The sequence below is a fragment of the Gloeothece verrucosa PCC 7822 genome (assembly GCF_000147335.1).
Classification (GTDB): Bacteria; Cyanobacteriota; Cyanobacteriia; order Cyanobacteriales; family Microcystaceae; genus Gloeothece; species Gloeothece verrucosa.
This window is the reverse complement of sequence record NC_014501.1, coordinates 5,647,512-5,667,366: the sequence shown is the minus strand read 5'-3', so window position 1 is coordinate 5,667,366 and position 19,855 is coordinate 5,647,512. Positions and strand designations below refer to the sequence as shown.

Here is a 19,855-nt window from a genome sequence, read left to right as displayed (position 1 = left end):
AGCGAAGAATCTCTTATTACATATCTTGACTTTCGAGGTCCTTCGCTGTCACTCAGGATGACAATGGGCTTTTCTGTGTTGCCCTACAGGTTAAGCTTCCAATAAATAAACCTCTTCTGCCACTCGTTTAAGCCGCCTTAACTGTGCCTTCATATCTTGTTTAGTCCAATTAGCCGCCAATAGATTAAACCCCCAACCCACCAGAGGATTAGGAATAGTAAACTCAAAGCGATTAATTAAAAGAGTTCCCTTAGCATTCGGTTGACATTCCCAACGATCACGCCCTTTAAAAAACCCTTCAAAAGCCCAAACAATTAAACCCGGTTCTCGTTGAACCACCACACTTTTTAAAGTTGGGTTTACTAGAGGAATTTGAATAATAAAACGACTGCGCCCGCCTAATTCTGTATTCCATTTCCCTAGGGCTTCACAACGCAAAGCCGGATTCAACCAACGGTGCATCAATTCCAAATCCGTGATACATTTTTCTACCACTGTAGCACTAGCATTAATTTGGATAGATTGCTCAAACACTTGAGGTGATGACATTAGATCAATAATTACCTCTGGATACACAATACATTTTTATTTGACTCCATATTTAACGTTAAAAATCAAACTGTGGCATCAACTGTAAGACTCCCATTGCTAACTCTTTACTATCAACCGCTTTGGTTTCAAACAGAGCCATCATATCATTCAGTTGAGGATTTCCCCGAGAAGAACCCGTGACTCCCATAGCCACAATTAAGCCACAATAACCTTGCGTTTTTTGACAGCGATTTTCCCATTTCCGGCGGGCTTGAATATGTTCAGGATCATCCGCTAAAAATTCGCCAAAAAGATACAAGCTTCCATCCACCATCTGAAGAATTCCTAAATCATAATGATTGCCGCTAAAAGGATCTTCTCCCGGATTAAAGCACACTGATTCTAGTCCGCCACAGTCAAGAATTTTATTAATTAACTCTTTCGCTTTTGGGCGAGAAGTTTGAATCATAATTACCGGTAATCCATCACCTTTAGGAGAAATTTCTTTAGATTGGTAATAGATTTTACTGCGGTCTTGAATATCCTCTATCAAATCCCAGGGAACCATCCCCAGACTGAGGAAAGAATTTTCCGGTACTAAATCATCTTGAAGAGGAACCTGAAGCTTGTCGTTATCTTCATCATCTTCTGAGTCTTCTATCATCTCGATTAACTCACTCGATAGCTGAGGTAGAGTCGAGACTGTAATAGAAATTAATTGTTCTGTTTTATCTTCAGCCGGCAGGGGCACTTCAAAAGTGTTTTTAATTTCACTAATTGTCTCTTCATCTAAATCCGATTCATGACACTCAAAAAACTGTAAGATTGCCTGTAAACCCAGATAAATCGCGATGGATTCTTCTTCATCTAAAAAGGGTCTAATGCCTTCATAAGGATGGACACTGCCAAACAGAGGTCGAATTTCTGAGGTGGGTAAATCGGCTAGATCAAAATCGTCATCCTCATCTTCATCTTCATCTTCATCGTCATCCAAATCAAAAATTGATTCAAAATTTAAGAACCAACAATCTTGAGATAAAAAAGCTTTTTCTAAACGATTAGCGGATTTTTCTTCTATAGCCGCTATACGAAATTGTTTGAGGGACTCAAGGGAGCGATAAAGAATGATGCCATATTCTCGCCCGAGCATTCCCATGATACAGGCGTAGAGGGTTTCAATGCCGCAACTATTTAATTCTATGGCTAAAATATCGTGGTCAGCTAATACATTCCAGGGTTGAGCTTGCCAAATCTCATAAGCGCTTTGTCTGAGCAGAGGTTCATAAGCCGCAGGAATAGCTGGCGGTCTAGCATTATTCATTTCCTCAAAACCCCGGAAAAGCTCATCAATCAGGGGTAATTCTGGCACATAATCAATGGTAATATCAAGATTTTGCAGAGCGCCTCGTAAAAAAAACTGAGTTTCTCGAGAACGCACCACAATTTTTTGAGGTCGAGCCGGTTTAGCAGGACTGTGAGGAGTTTCAATGGCTCGTAAAAGAGTACGAACAATTGCTTCTGGTCCCATCTCAGGAGAAACGACATCCATTGCTCTCACAAAGCCTTCTGAGCCATCTACCCATATGATGCACTCTCCATTACCTTCTGAGTTCGGGTCTAATGTCGATTTCAAACCCGATAAGGAACGACGATCTCCTTCCCAGACGCTGGGAATTTGTTGTATTTTTTGAAGGCGACGTCGAGTCGTCTGAGGGAGAATGTTCATTATCAATGATTTGTTGGTAGTTGTTAGAGGTCAGTTGTGAATGGTGGGATAAGGTTAGATTGTTGCCCGCCCGGCTTACTCTGTCCTTCGTTTTTCTATTGTATCGACTTACTCGACAACTTGATAAATAAAGCTTAAAGTTGCCCAGGCATTAACATCAAGAGCATAGCTATCTGCTGAAATTCCGTTGATATTCATTTTAATCGCGCTGGTGGTATGTAAATCGGTTAATAAAGCTTGAGCCACTTCTAGGGGATTGGGTAAGGTTAAGATTTGTTCTTGTTCTCCACTGAGGGATTGTTTAGCGGCTAAAGCTTGTAGGGTTTTTTCAAAAGGTAACAGGGAACAAACAATGAACACTTCTACTAACCCCTGTGGTCCTGAAACTCTCCAATATAGATCTCCTAAAGGCTGAGGGATAATCAAACTTTTGCCGGCTTCTATAACCGGCTGTTTTAGGGGTGTTAAATGATCTTGAGCCGGGGCAGATTGACGAATGGGTTGGGGACTGTAGAGGGTAATTGCGCTTCCACTGGCATCGAGAGCAAACAGAAGACAATAAATCGGCTGCTCACTCCAATTTTGCAGACGATATTGTATTGGGGTGCCGATGGATAATTTTGGTAATGCTTCTATTTCTTGTGCTTGAGTTGAATTTACTTGTCCCATTAGGCTGCTGGATAATGCTTGTGGACAATCAGACATTAAAGAGAGAGAATTAGTCGCCTTTTGGCTGTTACAGGCCAAGTCTGCCACTCGGCGGGTTTGACGGTAAATTAACGGTTGAGGGGTTGAAGTGATTTTTTCGAGGGTAGCACTAACGCCTAATCCGGATGAGTCTTGATTGAGGGTTAAGCGCCATAATTTAGCGGCTAAAAGGGTTTGTAATTGGGGGGTTAAGCGTTGGATAGCTGATTTAACCGCTTCATTAGCTTTTCCAACCGTATTGGGAATGAGGCCGCCGCCGGACCATAATAGTCCATAACCGATGGTTTCTGTAACCGAGGCTGAATCGGGAACTGATGAACCCGAATCCTCAGAGCCGCTAGGTGATTTCGGCAGATCCACTCTAGCAAACAGACAGTCAGCGAAGTTTTCCCCCGCATTAATCACCGATGCAACGATTCCCACCCCTGAAAACGCGCTCGTCGCATCCACTCGTTCAATTTTTTTTAAACTTTGATCTAAGGCCACCACGAGGGTTAGATGACGCGGGAAAACTCTGAGGGATTCTTGAATTTTTTGCCCTATTTTGTCGGTAAAATCTGTTTTGTCGCTCTTTTCTAAAGGAACAACCGTTGCGGTTAATCCTTCTCGTGAAGCGACTTGTACAATGATGTCTTCTGTTGTCTGAGTGGTCAGTGATGTATCTGGGGTCGAAGCGGCTAACTTGTTGGGTTCCCCAATTAATTTAAAACGAGAGTTTAGTCCATAATTATGTACCACTGTGGGCGGGAGTCCGGTTAAGCGGACTTGGGCGGTGGTAATTTTGTTGTCTGCTTTAACAATTTTCGTTAAAACGCCTTCTGCGCCCATTGAAGACGAGGGCATCAGATGATAGGCTAAACCGTTGAGTTGACTTTTACTGTTACTGTTAAGAGTGGGAACCTGTTGAGGTCCCATCAACTGTGCGACTTGTTGTGTTGTTTTAGAAAGCGTGATGAGAATATTACTGGCCGGGGTCACTTGCCAAAGGTACTGAGTCAGGGCATAAGTAAATAATCCAGCGCTCCAATTATTTCCTTGGATTTCTACGGCCATTTGATCGTTGTTGGCTGCATTCAAAATCACCCCGGTAAAGGGGGAGTTTTTGCGGCTATTTTGAAATCCTTTAACTTTCTCTTGCAACTGCTCAATAAACGCTAACTCTTCCCGGTTGAAATTGGCATTTTTTGAGCTTAAAGAGCGAGTTCTCAGATTGCCTTGTAAAAGTTGGCCGCTACTGTCATGGCTGGTATCAAGCACTAGAGTTATTTTCTCGGTTGGCAGGGACTCAGCTAAAAGCATTAAAGAGTCAAACAGCAGACCGTTCATCAGGGGCGTTTTTTCAGTGGGAAAAATGCCATCTTTAGGAATGAAACTCTTAACCCATTTAAAGTCTGTTGGGTTATCTAGGGCTTTAGTTTGTGGGTTAGTTGGCAGTTTTACCCGAGAACCATAACCGCTAAAGTGAAAGACCACCACATCTGACGGTTGGGCCTGTTGAATTAAATGTTCTAAAAAAGCTGTCTCTATCTTTTCGCGCGTGGCCTGTTCTCCGGTTAAGCTGACGATATCAGATGGCACAAACCCAAAGCGATGAATCAGAAGTTCTTGCTGTAGTTCTACATCTGTGATACATCCTTTTAAATTTTCACCATCAACATATTCATTAATTCCCACCAATAAAGCTAATTTACGGGGAGTGGGTTCCGCTAGAGCGCGGGTAAAGCGATTGATTTTAGAGCCTATCCGACTATTAAGATTTAAAAATGATAATCCTGTTTGACTGACTCCTAGAGCCAATAACGCCCTTCCAGCCTGTTGCAAAAAAGTTCGCCGATCCAGTCCCATACTCCCATTTTTAATTATTATTAGTAGTTTTCATGAGTTATTGGTCAGCAGTCAATAGTCGGGGCACTCCGCTTGTGCCCATTAGTCATGAGTTATTCGTCATTAGTCATCACAAAGATCTTATGGGTTTAATCTTTGAGCAACAACAATTAAACTATTGACTATTGACTATTGACTATTAACTATTGACTACTGACTCTTGACTCATTAAGATTGTTTTTCCATTGCTCTAATTAATTCAGCCGCAACTTCTGGGCGAGAAAACTCAGGGGGGGGGTAATTCACCCCGTCGTAACATTTCCCGTACTTTTGTCCCTGATAAATGAATCCGTTCTTCTTTTGTACTGGGACTGGTTTTAGTCGTTGCCATTTGTCCAGTGCGAGTACAATAAAAAGCGTGTTCAAATTTCATCGGTACGATGCCTATTTCTTCAGCTTTAAATTCATCAAAAATATATTGAGCATCGTAAGTCCCATAATAATCTCCTACGCCGGCATGGTCTCGACCCACAATAAAGTGAGTACAGCCATAGTTTTTGCGAATTAGAGCATGAAAAATGGCTTCTCTTGGACCAGCATAGCGCATAGCTGAGGGATTAATCGCTAATAATACCCGGTCTTGGGGAAAATATTTGTCTAACATAATTTCATAACAGCGCATCCGCACATCGGCCGGCACATCATCACTTTTAGTGGCTCCCACCAAAGGATGAAGAAACAAACCATCTACTATTTCTAAGGCGCATTTTTGAATATATTCATGGGCGCGGTGAATGGGGTTACGAGTTTGAAACCCGACTATGGTTTGCCATCCTTTTTCTTGAAACAGTTGACGCGATACGGCGGGATCAATTTGATACTTGGGAAACTCTCGATGAGGATCGCGCTCAAGTAACCAAACTGGACCAGCTAGATTAATAGGGCCCTGTTCATAAACAACTTTTACCCCGGGATGTTGATGATCATCAGTTTTATAGACATGAATAGCTTCGTGAGCTTTGTTATAGCGGTATTTTTGCGTTAATTCTAGTACGCCGATAAATCGCCCTTCGCTATCGTCTAGACGAATCCAACTACCCTCCTTAAGCGGGTCTGCCACTTCTTCGGGTACAGATAAGGTAATGGGAATTGTCCAAGGCAAACCATTAGTCAAGCGCATATCTTCTACAACACTTTCATAGTCTGCATATTCCATGAAGCCATGAAGAGGACTAAAGCCGCCAATAGCAATCATGACTAGATCCGATGTTGCCCGTTCGTCGAGTTGAACTCGGGGAAGGCGATCCGCTTGTTCGAGAAATTCGTCTCGTTCGGCGGGAGTAGCAACACGATTGACTAATTGACCACCGTGAGGTGCAATACCATTTACTGTCTGTATACTCATAGGGATTATTCTAACTGTCAGGATTTATCCTACCAAGGTCTGGGATTATTTTTAAGTGATTTGTTATGCGAGTTTTCTCACCTTATTATTTTTCAGGCTCGATTAGCTAGTGATATTTTTGCTCACTCGGCTGTTTATTTTGACTGCCAAAGTTTTTAAACGTTCCAAACTGCGATCGGCGCTGCGCGTTCCCACTGGCGGCAACAGTTATCTTGCATACCTCTTTTTTCACTCTTGCTCGTTAAATTCGCCTTAACGTTTATTGATCTTTTATCTGTCTATTTAGTCTAACAAACCAGCCTTAATAATCTCTGAAAGAAAATAAAATACTCCTGCCCAGTCATCTACGCGGGATATTCCCCAAACAACCGGTAAATGTCCTTCACGAGCATCAATAGAAAATTGTAAATCTCCATAATTGAGCCATTTTCCTTTTTGAAACCATCCTAAAATCCGGCCTAAATCTTGTTCGGTGGCTGAATCATCTTTAAAGTTAAACAAAGACCAGAGTCTTTTCTGTACACTAAAACCGAAGCGTCCCTTACTAGCTTGTACCCATAACTGATCAATAATTTGAAGATCTTCTGTACAAAGCCCTCTAGTGTCGACTAAACGTCCTTGTTTTTCTCGACCGGCGGCTCTTAAAATTACTTTGGCGGTTTCTCGATTGGCTTGTTCCCATTTTCCCTCTACTAATAAATCATGAAGCTGTCCATAGTCCATCCCCGAGGATGAATAGAGTTTAACGGATAATTTCGGTAAGACTTGAGATTGAGATAAGGTGCTAACTTTCTTGGCAGATGCTTCTTGATAAGTACGAGGTAAAGAAACCGGTTCGTTTTGAATGACTGTCCCTTTAGAAAATTCTGTGGTTTCTCGGTTTAATACTTCTAAAACTTCGGCGGCTGACTGGTAACGTTCTTTCATCCGCTCTCGTACCATTTTATCTAAAATTTTGGCTAATTGAGAACTGACATTGATTCCATTCTGCTTTGCCCATTGCCACCAAACCCATTTCATTTCAATGGGATCGTATAAAGGATCTATTGCTCCATCGTCCGGTAAACATCCTGTTAAAAGTCGAATCGCCGTTAATCCTAAACTGTAAAGGTCACTGGCTGGCTGCACAACTCCCCGCATTTGTTCAGGGGCAGCATAACCGAGAGTTCCGGTAATGGTTCCCATGCGGCTTGCTCCGCTTAAGTCTAATTGCTTGGCAATACCAAAATCAATTAGCACTAAAGAGCCATCTAGACGACGGATAATATTTTCTGGCTTAATATCTCGATGAATGACATTTTTTTGGTGAATAAATTGTAGGATCGGCAATAAATCTTTTAATAATTGTCGGGTTTTGGCTTCGCTAAAGCGTCCTTGTTGGTGTTCTTTAAGTAAGTCTTGCCCTTCTATATATTCCTGAATTAGATAGAGTCGGCCATCTTGTTCAAAATAAGATAATAAATCCGGAATTTGGGGATGTTTTCCTAATTCTCGTAGTTGTTCAGCTTCTCTTTTAAAAAGTTCTGTCGCTTTATTGAGAGATTGTGTACCGCCTTGAAAGGGTAAAAATTGCTTAATCACACAGGGAGTATTGAGTCTATCTTCATCAACGGCTTCAAAAGTACGTCCGAAACCTCCCTCCCCTATATAGCGAACGGCTCGATAGTGATCCCGTAGCAGTAATTTGGCTCCACACTTTAAGCAAAACTTATGTTCTGGGGGATTTTTGGCTAGACAATCAGGATTTATACACTGACTGATGTTCATCATTTTTTAACTGGGCGATAGAACCTCGGTTTTTTTCTATTGTCCCCCATGTTTTTGTTATTTGTCGGTAAAGATTAATCAAATGTTAATTAATGTTTATAAATCTACTCAAAAATAAAAAAAAAGTGGCTTAGGCTTCGCCAAAAATACGGATTTTTTTTAGGGAGTTTTGACAATTTAAGTATTTCTTCGGAAAGCCCGTGAGAAAATTGATGAAGAGGATTTAGGTTTGGTTAAACCAATAGTTAGATGCTCGGGTTTATTTATGAACTTTCGTAATAGCTTGATATTATTTTATGAGAAAAAGGGTATTATGTTAATAGGAGATTAAGAAAAAACTAAAAAGACTTTAACCTTTTCCAATAGCAATACAAAAGGGGGAGAGAAAATATGTTTTTAATGCTGATTGTAAAACCCTTTTCTAACGGGAATTCTGCTAGTGATTCAGTTGCCATCAGTCAGTTAAATGAGGCTCAAGATTCTGATAAAACCCGATTAGTCGGCAAGTGGTTAAAAGACAAAAACGGAAAACTATATTGTCATTGGACTTTAGAATAATTACACCGATTTAATTGTGGTGAAATTTCGGATACAGCATTGTTTTAATGGGAGAATGTCCCCTAAGATGCTTTTGAATAATCATCGAGACTTCATCGGGTTGAACTTGCCAATACCAAATCTCCTCTGGCAAAATTAAGACCATTGGACCATTGCCGCATTCTCCCAAGCAACCGACTTTTATCACTTCAACTTCGGGAATTGGATTAGTTTTAAATATTTCAAAAATTCGAGATGAACCCGATTTGCGGCAGGTTCGATTGCAACAGATTAAAACTTTTATACCAGAGTTTGATTGCATGGTCTATTTCTTCAGTTGTCCCCATTCCTCATTGTAAGCCGGGCAAGGTAGGTAATAAGCGCTCACCCATTTAAGTTGCTCATTAAGATTAGGCAACAGGTAGGGTTTGAAGTTTTAGCGCTGATAGCAACAATAAAACAGTTGAGTTTCTTAATATAAGCTTTATTAACCTTTTGTGGAACCATGAGCTAGTTACACTAGAAACAGATTTTTGTTTAGACAAATTGGTCAACTGGTAAGAGGTACATTAAATGACTCAACTTTATCCAAGTAGCCTAAATCAGTCAAAATTCCTAAAGGTACTCAAAAAGAGCCTCAAAAAAGTTGTATCTCTCAATGGAATTAACTCAGCAACGAAGAACGGAAACAAAGAATTAGAGGTATTTTTAGCAAAAATTCGCGAAAATACCTTTACTTCTACAGCACAAGCCGAAAAAATCGGCAATTCCATCGGTTCTCGTATTGTTGAACTGTCCCAGCAGAAAGGAAAAAAAAATCTAGACCAAGGAGTAATTCGACTACTGTCTGAGGAAAAATTCATTTCTCCTCAATTGTTTGAGTCTCCTATAGATGCTTCGGCGGTGCCACCAATAAAACCCCCAACAGCCGCCGAAACCTTTGAGGTACAACAACAAGAACCTTCTCCTGCCGCCGAAAGTGAAGCTAGTGTAACTCATGAAGATACATCCGTCATTGAACAAGAAGCGGCCACAGCAGACACATCAGCCGCCGTTGGTTCTGAGAGTCAAACCCCTGTAGGACTTAAAGAACGACTCGGGGAAGATATCAAAACAGCCATGAAAGCTAAAGATAAAATTCGCTTAGAAACGGTTAGAAGCATTAAAAAAGCCTTGCTAGAAAAAGAAGTGGCGCTGCGTCCTTCAGGACAAGAAACCCTCACCCCTGAACAAGAAATAGAACTCCTCGCGCAGCAGGCAAAACAAAGACGCGACTCTATAGAACAGTTTAAAAAAGGGGGTCGAGAAGATTTAGCCGAAAAAGAAGCCCTAGAATTAGCCATCATTGAAACTTATTTACCGGCTCAACTTTCTGAAGAGAAACTGAAGGAAATTATCGATCAAATTATTACTGAAGTGGGGGCGACCTCGGCTAAAGATATGGGTCGAGTGATGGGAGTAGCCGTGAAACAACTGAAAGGTCAAGCAGACGGTAAACAAATTCAAGCCATCGTTAAAGAAAAATTAACGTAAACTTGATTTTTTTAGCTAATTATTTAATCGATTTACCTGGCTACAAAAAAGTACATTAAAGCTCATATTCCTTAAAATTTAAGACTTTGATGTACTATGAGCCTTTTTCTATGGATGAGTTCAGAGCTAGGGAAAATTGGCAAAACCGATAACGGTATTGTCCTGGTAACAACTCATCCGTACTAGATTAATTCAAGGAGAAAAAGCAGAATGAATAAAATAGTTAAGCAAGTGCGGCGTGTTATTTTAAGGTTTTTTAGAAAAGAAAAACTTAGGCCCCAATTCAATAAATATAATGGATACTCAAAACCTCTTTATAATAAATGGATACGAACATCTCAATATTTAACTGTACGAGATGGAACTAAGTTAGCCTTTGATCTATTCCGACCGGTAAAAAACGGAAAAGTTGTTATCGATCCTCTCCCTGTAATTTGGACTCATTATCGATATCATCGAGCCGATGTACAAGCTGGCCGCTTGAAAAAATTTTTTGCTAAACATTCTTGGTCTAAGATTTTCATTAAATATATTACTTTTATCGAAAATAATACCAAATTAAATACACAATTAGATAAAAGGGGTTGGCTGAAAAGATTAATTGCTCACGGTTATATTATATGTGTTGTAGATGTTAGAGGAGGAGGAGCATCTTATGGAACAAGTGAGTTTCCTTTTTCTCCAAGTGAAACACGGGATGCTTACGATATTACTGAGTGGTTTGCCGCACAGTCTTGGTCTAACGGATGTATAGGGATGTTCGGTATGTCTTATATGGGTATAACTCAATATATGGCTGCCAGTACATTGCCGCCTCACTTAAAAGCTATCTTCCCAGAAATGGCTTTATTCGATCTATATGATTTTGTTTATCCAGGAGGGATATTTCGCCATAAATTTGCAGAGGTTTGGGGTGACGAGCTAGAACAATTGGATAAAAATCAACCTGCTGCTCCCGTTGACCAAGATCATGATTATTCAATGTTAATGAAAGCCTTAGAAGAACACAAAGCTAATAGAAATATTTTTGAGTTTTTTGATTCTTTATCTTTTCGAGATAGCACAGATCAAATATCCGATATCCAAATATATACAGACTGTAGTCCTTCTGGATACCTTGAAGAAATCAAACAATCAAATATTCCTATTTACCATTTAGCCGGTTGGTATGATGCTTGGTGTCGGGATGCACTTATATTATTTAATAACCTCAATAATCCCCAAAAAATTGTCATTGGCCCTTGGTCTCATCTAAATACTGATGGTTTAGATTTTGCTTGTGAACATTTGCGTTGGTATGACTACTGGCTCAAGGGAATTGATAACAAAGTCATGGAGGAAGCACCTATATATTACTACGTAATGGGCGCTGCCAAAGGGGAAGAATGGAGAGCCGCCTGGCAATGGCCAATACCTAATGTCAAGGAAAAGCGATACTATTTTCACGAGAAACACAATGAAACCGTAAATTCTGTCAATGATGGACTGTTAAGTTCTGAGTTTCCCATGACTAACGAGGGGCAAGATCATTACAGGGTTGACTATACAACCACATCTGGCACAACAACAAGGTGGGCAAATGTATATGGAGGAGCTTTTCAATACCCAAATCTGAAATTTAATGATGAAAAGGCATTGACTTACACGACAAATCTTTTGTCTCTAGATACTGAAGTAACCGGCCATCCGATCGTTCACCTTTGGATTACTTCAACACATCCTGATGGCGATTTTTTTGTCTACTTGGAAGAAATCGATGATCAAGGAAATTCCTGTTATGTTACTGAAGGAGTTCTTAGAGCATCGCATCGAAGCATATCTAATCCTTTGTTTAATAACTTAGGGATACCTTATCATCGAAGTTTTGCCGAAGATATCATCAATTTGCCGGACAATCCGGTGGAGTTAATTTTTGACTTGCACCCGATCTCTTATATTTTCCGCAAAGGAAATCGTATTCGGGTCGCTATTACCTGTGCCGATCAAGACAACACTTTAACACCAAAGGTATCACCGCCTCCTATAATTAGCCTTTATCGTAATGCTAATTACCCATCAGGTATAATACTTCCTATAGCCGAAGAAAATCAGGACTAAACGATGACAGACGCAAGAAACGTACTCGGGGAACCTCTAGAACTCTGCTGTAATGATCCTTTGACAGGATACTATCGAGATGGGTTTTGCCGCACCGGTGGGCAAGATTTTGGTTCTCACGTTATTTGTGCGGTAGTAACCGCAGAATTTTTAGAATTTTCTAAAGCTAGAGGCAATGATTTGATCACTCCTCGGCCAGATTATCGTTTTCCGGGTTTAAAACCGGGTGATCGTTGGTGTTTATGCGCGTCTCGTTGGAAAGAGGCTTTTGATGCGGGTGTTGCTCCTCCTGTCGTCCTCTCATCAACTCATGCTCGCGCTCTTGAGGTGGTTTCTCTGAGTGAGTTAAAACAACACGCTTTTTAATAATACTAAGTATGTTTCCTAATCGCTTAATTTTCAAGATGCTTTTTTTATATGTTAGAAGAAATTGATATCGAGAATTTTAGATGTTTTGAAGATACTAAAATTTCGGGTTTTGAAAGGGTTAATTTAATTGGCGGTAAGAATAATTCAGGGAAAACGGCTTTGTTAGAAGCTTTGTATTTGTTTCATGCGCCTCTGCCTACAGGGATTTTGTTTCTGATGCGGCTTAGAAAGGAGTTTTTAAGCTTTAGTAAAGCTTTTCCTGAGAGAACTTGGAATAAATTCTCTTTTCGGAGATGCTCTTAACAGAATAATAGAAATCGTGATCAACTTAATTGACGTTAAAAATGGAATTCTTTTAATCGATGAAATAGAAAACGGCATACATTACCTAAATCAACGAGAATTTTGGTTACACTTATTCAAACTAGCTAAAGCCTTAGACGTTCAAATTTTTGCCACAACTCACAGCTTAGAAATGATCAAAGCTTTTGCCGATGTGGGTTTAAAAGAATACCCAGAAGAAGCCGCTTATATCGAACTGGCAAGGCATCCAAAAACCCATCAAATTATCGGTATTAAGCGAGATATGGAAACCTTAGATTATGCCCTTGAACATGAAAAAGGAGTCGGGTTAAGAGGTGAGTAATATTCTCGTGGTTGAAAGCAAAAATATCAGAATAGATCCCCCCAACCCCCCTTATTAAGGGGGGGAAAATAAGAAAAAAACTTTAAAACTTATTTATCCTATCCACATTCATCTATATTCATCTGGGCTAAGGGTACGGACAACTATAAACTCTAATTCGCCTTAAACCTTTCACTAATCTTATTCACGCCCCAACTCACAAACGCTCCTAAAAACAAAATCCCGATGGCCGGATTAAACAAGGGTTGCCAGAGCTTATACCACAAATCGAAGCCAAAGTCAACCCCTATCGAACGAGCCAAAACCGCGATCGCAAACCAAAAAAAGCCGAAGATCACCAGAAAAACATCAAACACCAAAAACCGATTTAGCCACTTAATAAACTGATCTTTCATCGTCTACTTATCTTAATTTCTTCTATTAGTTATTCTTTAGCCCCCCTTAATAAGGGGGTTTTTTTATAATACCCTTAAGCCGCCAACACTTCTTGAACAGTTAAAATAACTTCAGCAAAAAGTAGCTAGAGGCATTTCTAATAAAAACCCATCCTCGAGTTCATAACGCCGCTCAGTCCCATCATCAAAAATTAAATACTCATCTAAAGAAAGCTTTTTTGATAGAGAAACCATAACTAAGTCCCCACCAGCGAACGGATTTGTAACCCGGTGCGCCAAGCATCAAGGTCTTCTAAAGAACGATCGCGGTACTTTCCATAGCGATCACGCTTATTCTTAATACGAGTAGTAAACTCCGGTAAAATGCCAAAATTCGGCGGCATGGGTTGAAAATGTTTCGGGGAAGCGGAACTGATAAAATCAAACAAGGCCCCCATCATGGTTGTTACGGGCATAGTCACCGGCTCTAATCCTAACACCAAACGAGCCGCATTTGTTCCGGCCAACCATCCACCGGCCGCGGCCGCGGTATATCCTTCCGTTCCCACCAATTGACCGGCTGCTAACAGGGTAGGACGGTTTTTAAACTGTAAAGAGGGACCGAGTAATTGAGGAGAATTAATAAAGGTATTGCGGTGCATTACTCCCATTCTCACAAACTCAGCCGCTTCTAAGCCAGGAATCAGCCGAAAAACTCGCTTTTGTTCTCCCCATTTTAGATTAGTTTGAAACCCGACCATATTCCATAATTGGCCGGCTTTATCTTCTTGACGCAGTTGAATCACTGCATAAGGACGTTGATCTCCGTAGCGAGGATCATAAAGTCCTACCGGTTTAAGCGGACCAAAACGCATGGTTTCTTCGCCTCGTCTGGCTAACTCTTCAATAGGCAAACATCCTTCAAAAAATTTAGCCGTTTCTCGTTCAAAATCTTTTAATTCTGCTTGTTCAGCCGCCGATAATTCTTGCCAAAACTGTAGATATTGTTCTCGGTTCATGGGACAGTTTAAATAAGCGGCTTCTCCCTTATCATAACGGGAAGCTTTAAAAGCAATCTCTGTATTAATGGATTCTCCGACTATAATCGGACTGGCCGCATCAAAAAAGCTAAAATATTCCATGCCGGTGAAGCGTTGTAAGTCTTCGGTTAAGGCCGGACTGGTTAAGGGTCCGGTGGTGAGAACTACTACTCCCTCTCTGGGAATTTCTGTCACTTCTGCGCGTCGTAATTCAATTAAAGGATGACTGGCTAAAGTTTCGCTTAACTGGCGGCTAAATACGCCTCTATCTACGGCTAAAGCTCCGCCGGCGGGGACAGAATGTTGATCCGCCGTGCCAATGATAACAGAACCAAGGCGGCGTAACTCTTCATGCAGTAACCCGGCTGCGCGATCGGATGCCATTGCCCCAAAAGAGTTACTACAGACTAATTCGGCTAATTCTGCGCTATGATGAGCCGGACTGGTTCTCACAGGGCGCATTTCCCATAAAATAACAGGTACTCCCGCCTGGGCAATTTGCCAAGCCGCTTCTGTACCGGCTAAACCGCCTCCGATCACTTGAACTGTTTTAGTCATGAATGTCTGGGTTGGTGATTTGTCATTAGACTACTGATTCTATTGTGGGGCGTTGCTGCTCCACATTTATACTAAAATATTGTCTAAGTCGAGTGGCTCCCTTTTCACTGTAGCTCACTTCCTCATGATTTATGAAACAGTTTTTCCGAGAAATTTTCTTTTATTTAAACATTATTCGTTTATCTCCTTTATTAATTCCTTTTTGGCTGACCACTGAAAAACACCTAATTAAGGCGGATGTTCTAGCGTGGGAAAAGGCTTTAGGGCTTCTTGAACGTTCTTTTTTTCTCCAATTACTTTTTTTACTTCAAACCCCTAAAGAATTTAGAAATCTCTATTATTTTAGATTATTTAAAGGCAACTTTTCGGGTCGATTTTTATCTTATATTTTGAAAGTTATTTATCAAGAATGCCCCTACTTTTTTTTGGATAATTCATGTAATATTGGGGCGGGGTTATTTATCCAACATGGCTTTAGTACAATCATTATGGCGGATATAGGCGAAAATTGTTGGATCAATCAACAGGTGACCATCGGTTATAAAGATAAAAGTGGTCGTCCGAAAATTGGCAATAATGTCAGGATTACGGCTGGAGCTAAAGTGATTGGAGCCATTGAAATCGGCGATAATGTTACCGTTGGGGCTAATGCTGTAGTAGTGAAAAATGTCCCGAGTAATTGCGTTGTGGTGGGAGTTCCAGCTTATATCATCAAAAAAGACGGCGTTCAGGTGAAGCAAGATTTATAACGGTTAAAAAATAGTACAAAAATTCTAATTGATTTTACGGATCTAGGATGTTAGGATTTTTGCCTGAAGATATAAAATACCCAAATAAAAAACCGCCGTTGCATCGGCGGCCTTGTTGCTTCAGTGTGTGAGGAGTTTTTGTGAGGAGTGAGGAGTGTTTTGTTTAGGTGTTTTTTACTAGCTCTTTTTCAGAGTGAGGTTTTCACCTCTCCTCAATCAGTTCTATACATACGATAGTCCAGCTTTTGGGCAACTCACTTCACCCAGTAGGGTGAATGATGAGCGTTTTTGAACAAAAATTCCAGTGCGGGGTGTGGTAAGTTAAGAGAGTAGTCCAGTTGCCAAACTGTCTACCTCAATAATTTCAACAGTGTTTCTACTGTATATTTAAAGGTAAGGCAAAAGTGTGGTGTGAGGAAAAAAGTAGAGAAGTGCTTGGGGTCGAAACACGGAAAGACTCCCAGGCACTTTTCTCATTTAAAGTCATCGATTTTGGTCGAGGCAACAGGCAACAAGCTCAAAACACAAAAACGCAAATTTTACGCAAAACTTTAGCAAAAATTTAGAATTAATGGCCCTTGGTTGTCGTTAAAAATTCGGATAAGAATGTAGCAGACAATACAGTAAAAACCCAGAGTTGAGGAGAAGATAAAGTGGGGAAACTTAGCTAACCTGGAAGTGCAGACAGGAGAAACTGGCAAGCTCATTAATGCTGATTTAATTGCTGCTGACACAGATTAAAAAAAGTAGAGACACAGCTAGAATTAACCTGAGTTGAAAACAAGTCCTCTGCATGACCCAGACTTTTCGTCTAGGAATCTAAAAAGCATAAACAGCACTCACAACAGAGATTGATTCGGTTGTGTAGCATTCTCATAGAATCCTCCATCTATGATGGGGAGGAAAAGTCAACAAAAACTTATCATTATAAGGAAGGTGAGGCAAGGCGATGAAACTAATGCTCAATCCAATTTTCCAAAAAGCCAAAGAACAAGCTTGCCTGGCGACAAAGGCGACAGAAGTATTTCCGGTAGTTTGTTCTCTTCTTGCGCCTGAAGCCTTAATAAATCTTCTCATTTGTCATTATAACATCGACATCCCTAGAAATTGTCATTTTTGGCGGCGGGGGCTGAGTGATGTTTATGTAGTGGAAACCTTATCAAAATTATATATATTAAGAATCTCTCATCATCATTGGCGTTCTAAAACCGAGATAGATTTTGAATTAGAATTGCTGGATTATTTATATCATGGTCATATTCCTGTAGCCGCCCCCATCAAAACCCGACAAGGACACTTATCAGTAGAAATTAATGCCCCAGAAGGAAAGCGTTATGCCGCTTTATTTCCCTATGCCCCCGGAGAAATAGCTTTAGGAGATTTTAACGCCACTCAGAGTCATCTGTTGGGGCAAACAGTAGCCAAACTCCATCAAAAGGCGCGGGGATTTCGTCCTCTGGCATACCGTCAAGCCCTTACGCCAGAATATTTATTAGACCACTCTTTAGTCAGCATTGCGCCTTTTTTACATGATCGAGTCCAAGACCTAAAATATTTGCTCACCGTTATTGCTGAGATTAAACAACAGTTGGAACCCTTACCCACTTACTCACCTTATTGGGGGATTTGTTGGGGTGATCCCCATAGCGGCAATGTTCACTTTACCAAAGATAATCTGATGACCCTTTTTGACTTTGATCAATGTGGTTATGGATGGCGCGTATTTGACATCGCTAAATTTTTACAAGTCTCGCTACAAACCGGCTTGAGTCGCAAGGTGAGAGATGAGTTTATTGATGGGTATCAAACGGTTGAGAAACTGGCATCCGTAGAACTAGATTGTTTGCAGGCATTAACTCAAGCCGCTTATATTTGGTCATGGGCAATTAGTTTGAATAGTTCCAAGCAATATGAATATAGCCGCTTAGATCATTATTACTTTAGCCAACGCTTACAAAGGTTAAAGCACTTACAGTCTAAAGATTGGCAATTGTTCTAGGTTCGACTAAACTTGAATCAATATCCCCAATCCGAGGACACCCACTCAAGGCCATCGCTAACTCTAATTCTTCGGTGAGCAATTGTAAAACATGACTCACGCCGGCTTGTCCTCCCACTGCCAACCCCCATAAAATGGGACGACCCACTAAAACCGCTTTAGCCCCGAGTGCCAAGGCTTTTAGTATATCTGTTCCTCGACGAATTCCCCCATCCATCAACACCTCAACTTGTTCCCCCACAGCATCGGTGATATCTTGTAAGGCATCCAAAGAAGCGATCGCCCCGTCTAACTGTCTTCCTCCATGATTGGAAACAATAATGCCTTTAACCCCATGTTGAACCGCTAAAAGCGCATCATCTGCCCTTAAAATCCCTTTAACCACTACGGGAAGCTTAGTCATTGATTGTAACCACTCGAGATCTTTCCAGGTTAAACTAGGGTCAATTTGTTCTTTAAAATAAGCAAATAACCCAGAATCATCTGGCACATCCGGAAGGGTTACATCAGCCATTGTCAGCAAATTCGCCAATTTTAACCCTTTTGGCAAAGTAAACTCATTTCTAACATCGGCTTCTCTACGTCCAATGAAGGGAGCATCTACCGTAACACATAAAGCCTGGTAGCCCATAGATTCAGCCCGTTGAACCAGGGCTTTTGTTAGTCCTCTATCCTTGTGGACATACAATTGAAACCACCTAGGGCAACCTGTAGCGGCCACTTCTTCTAGACTTTGGGTAGACAAGGTACTTAACACCATCATCATTCCCGCTTCAGTGGCGGCGCGGGCGGTAGCTATCTCCCCTTCAGGATGGGCCAAACATTGAAAGGCCATTGGGGCAATTAAAATGGGTCTAGATAAAGATTGACCTAGAATTGAGACAGACAAATCTCGCTGACTGACATCTACTAACATTCGTGGGCGTAGTCGATAACGTTCATAAGCGGCACGATTATCTCCCAAGGTGATCTGATCTAATGCTCCGGTACTGTAATATCCCCAAGCCATCTCAGAAAGTTGATTTTTAGCTAAAGTTTCATACTCAAATACGTTAATCGGTTGAGTCATAGAAAAGGATAGGATGGAAAACTGAGGATTAATTTATATTATATGTAATTACGTTTATTTCTACTCAAATTTAAAAAAGATGGTTTTACTTTTTGCCGATCCAACTTACAATTAAAACGAAAGCCGCATTTATGGGGATCAGCTTTGAACTTACCGTCTTTTCTTTGGTTGTGGAAAATAGCCGCTTGGTCAATGGGGTTATCTCTAACCGCTTATACGATCTTAGGGATTTCTGGGTTCTGGATGTATAACCGACGCATCAATAAACAACCTCGCCCTCAATGGTTAAGGCCTCTCCATTACCTCATTGGCGGTATTATGGTTTTTCTGGTGCTGCTACTCCTCTCTATTGGTATTATTGGAACTCTGGGTCATTATGGCAGTTTGGGTCATTCTCCTCATCTGGTTGCCGGGTTATTAGTGGTGGTATTGGTCTTGATATCGGCTATCAGTGCGGCTCAAATTAGCCCTAAACGACCTTGGGCCCGGTCTCTTCATGTTTCTACTAATGTTATTCTTCTGCTGGGTTTTCTGTTGGTTACTGGTAGCGGCTGGTCTGTAGTACAAAAATATTTACCTTAAGGGTTTTATTTCGCGCAAAGGGTTTCGTAACTAACCCTCCCATCAGGTAAAATGAATGAGGTGATAGTGGAGAACAACCTCATCAGATCTGTTGAACTGAATGAAATCTTTATATAGTATTTTAATTCAAACGTCGGAAGAAGAACACAAATATATTGTCAGTTTACCCGAATTAGGTGCTTATGCTCGTACTCAGGGAGACAGTTATCAGGAAACTTTAAAAAATGCTCAAGAAGTTTTAGAGCTATTAATAGAAGATGATCAAGCAAGAAAAACATCTCTGAATAAGCCGCTTGTTATTAACATAAATAAGAAAAAAAATTAGACTTTTAAAATTAGTA

At 40.7% G+C, this 19,855-nt stretch carries 19 protein-coding genes and 1 pseudogene; 10 read left to right on the top strand and 10 right to left on the bottom strand.

Annotated elements, in window-relative coordinates:
- Window positions 1-90: 90 nt before the first annotated feature.
- From CYAN7822_RS25505 to CYAN7822_RS25485, 5 genes and pseudogenes are all read right to left on the bottom strand, one after another.
- Entirely contained in the window at window positions 91-549 is a 459-nt protein-coding gene (locus CYAN7822_RS25505; RefSeq protein ID WP_013325145.1) for an SRPBCC family protein, read from the bottom strand.
- 58 nt (window positions 550-607) lie between these two features.
- Window positions 608-2,257 carry a DUF6930 domain-containing protein gene (locus tag CYAN7822_RS25500; RefSeq protein WP_013325144.1) on the bottom strand — a complete coding sequence of 550 codons (1,650 nt, stop codon included), beginning with the start codon at window positions 2,255-2,257 and terminating at the stop codon, window positions 608-610.
- 108 nt (window positions 2,258-2,365) lie between these two features.
- Window positions 2,366-4,810, bottom strand: a complete 2,445-nt coding sequence (locus CYAN7822_RS25495) for a caspase family protein (protein WP_013325143.1) — start codon at window positions 4,808-4,810, stop codon at window positions 2,366-2,368.
- A 207-nt stretch (window positions 4,811-5,017) separates the two neighbouring features.
- Window positions 5,018-6,194 (bottom strand): annotated as a pseudogene (gene sat, locus CYAN7822_RS25490) (sulfate adenylyltransferase).
- Window positions 6,195-6,476: 282 nt separating this feature from the next.
- On the bottom strand, window positions 6,477-7,964 hold the full coding sequence (locus tag CYAN7822_RS25485; RefSeq protein ID WP_013325140.1) for a serine/threonine-protein kinase: 1,488 nt from the start codon (window positions 7,962-7,964) through the stop codon (window positions 6,477-6,479).
- Window positions 7,965-8,360: 396 nt separating this feature from the next.
- Between CYAN7822_RS25485 and CYAN7822_RS37950 the strand changes: the two genes are divergently transcribed.
- Window positions 8,361-8,519, top strand: a complete 159-nt coding sequence (locus tag CYAN7822_RS37950) for a hypothetical protein (RefSeq protein ID WP_157871849.1) — start codon at window positions 8,361-8,363, stop codon at window positions 8,517-8,519.
- 10 nt (window positions 8,520-8,529) lie between these two features.
- On the opposite strand, the gene CYAN7822_RS25480 is transcribed toward CYAN7822_RS37950, so the two are convergent.
- Window positions 8,530-8,820, bottom strand: a complete 291-nt coding sequence (locus CYAN7822_RS25480; protein ID WP_013325138.1) for a (2Fe-2S) ferredoxin domain-containing protein — start codon at window positions 8,818-8,820, stop codon at window positions 8,530-8,532.
- Between the two features lie 251 nt (window positions 8,821-9,071).
- Here CYAN7822_RS25480 and CYAN7822_RS36960 point away from each other — a divergent pair, with 251 nt between their 5' ends.
- The 5 genes from CYAN7822_RS36960 (at window position 9,072) to CYAN7822_RS39635 (ending at window position 13,143) form a co-directional block, all read left to right on the top strand.
- Window positions 9,072-10,031, top strand: coding sequence for a GatB/YqeY domain-containing protein (locus tag CYAN7822_RS36960; protein WP_013325137.1), 960 nt, complete (start codon window positions 9,072-9,074; stop codon window positions 10,029-10,031).
- Window positions 10,032-10,241: 210 nt separating this feature from the next.
- Complete coding sequence (locus CYAN7822_RS25470) at window positions 10,242-12,128, top strand: CocE/NonD family hydrolase (RefSeq protein WP_013325136.1); 1,887 nt, start codon at window positions 10,242-10,244, stop codon at window positions 12,126-12,128.
- 3 nt (window positions 12,129-12,131) lie between these two features.
- On the top strand, window positions 12,132-12,494 hold the full coding sequence (locus CYAN7822_RS25465) for a DUF2237 family protein (RefSeq protein WP_013325135.1): 363 nt from the start codon (window positions 12,132-12,134) through the stop codon (window positions 12,492-12,494).
- Window positions 12,495-12,545: 51 nt separating this feature from the next.
- On the top strand, window positions 12,546-12,800 hold the full coding sequence (locus CYAN7822_RS39640) for an AAA family ATPase (RefSeq protein WP_041933389.1): 255 nt from the start codon (window positions 12,546-12,548) through the stop codon (window positions 12,798-12,800).
- 16 nt (window positions 12,801-12,816) lie between these two features.
- Window positions 12,817-13,143, top strand: a complete 327-nt coding sequence (locus CYAN7822_RS39635; RefSeq protein WP_049802644.1) for an AAA family ATPase — start codon at window positions 12,817-12,819, stop codon at window positions 13,141-13,143.
- A gap of 152 nt (window positions 13,144-13,295) precedes the next feature.
- On the opposite strand, the gene CYAN7822_RS25450 is transcribed toward CYAN7822_RS39635, so the two are convergent.
- From CYAN7822_RS25450 to trmFO, 3 genes are all read right to left on the bottom strand, one after another.
- Window positions 13,296-13,538, bottom strand: coding sequence for a hypothetical protein (locus tag CYAN7822_RS25450; RefSeq protein ID WP_013325134.1), 243 nt, complete (start codon window positions 13,536-13,538; stop codon window positions 13,296-13,298).
- A gap of 111 nt (window positions 13,539-13,649) precedes the next feature.
- The gene (locus CYAN7822_RS40235; RefSeq protein ID WP_013325133.1) at window positions 13,650-13,772 is read right to left on the bottom strand and encodes a hypothetical protein; all 123 of its coding nucleotides are present in this window, start codon (window positions 13,770-13,772) and stop codon (window positions 13,650-13,652) included.
- A 2-nt stretch (window positions 13,773-13,774) separates the two neighbouring features.
- Window positions 13,775-15,115, bottom strand: coding sequence for an FADH(2)-oxidizing methylenetetrahydrofolate--tRNA-(uracil(54)-C(5))-methyltransferase TrmFO (gene trmFO / locus CYAN7822_RS25445; RefSeq protein ID WP_013325132.1), 1,341 nt, complete (start codon window positions 15,113-15,115; stop codon window positions 13,775-13,777).
- Window positions 15,116-15,246: 131 nt separating this feature from the next.
- Here trmFO and CYAN7822_RS25440 point away from each other — a divergent pair, with 131 nt between their 5' ends.
- On the top strand, window positions 15,247-15,864 hold the full coding sequence (locus tag CYAN7822_RS25440) for a serine O-acetyltransferase (protein WP_013325131.1): 618 nt from the start codon (window positions 15,247-15,249) through the stop codon (window positions 15,862-15,864).
- Between the two features lie 949 nt (window positions 15,865-16,813).
- Window positions 16,814-17,863 (top strand): phosphotransferase, encoded by a 1,050-nt coding sequence (locus CYAN7822_RS25435; RefSeq protein WP_013325130.1) that lies wholly within the window; start codon window positions 16,814-16,816, stop codon window positions 17,861-17,863.
- Here the strand turns inward: CYAN7822_RS25435 and CYAN7822_RS25430 are convergent.
- A complete protein-coding gene (locus tag CYAN7822_RS25430; RefSeq protein WP_013325129.1) occupies window positions 17,841-18,932 on the bottom strand; it encodes an alpha-hydroxy acid oxidase in 1,092 nt (363 codons plus the stop codon). The two genes, CYAN7822_RS25435 and CYAN7822_RS25430, sit on opposite strands and share 23 nt — an antisense overlap.
- A gap of 144 nt (window positions 18,933-19,076) precedes the next feature.
- Between CYAN7822_RS25430 and CYAN7822_RS25425 the strand changes: the two genes are divergently transcribed.
- Both CYAN7822_RS25425 and CYAN7822_RS25420 read left to right on the top strand, forming a co-directional pair.
- The gene (locus CYAN7822_RS25425) at window positions 19,077-19,514 is read left to right on the top strand and encodes a DUF4079 domain-containing protein (protein ID WP_013325128.1); all 438 of its coding nucleotides are present in this window, start codon (window positions 19,077-19,079) and stop codon (window positions 19,512-19,514) included.
- Between the two features lie 100 nt (window positions 19,515-19,614).
- Complete coding sequence (locus CYAN7822_RS25420; RefSeq protein WP_013325127.1) at window positions 19,615-19,839, top strand: type II toxin-antitoxin system HicB family antitoxin; 225 nt, start codon at window positions 19,615-19,617, stop codon at window positions 19,837-19,839.
- The last annotated feature ends 16 nt before the right edge of the window (window positions 19,840-19,855 follow it).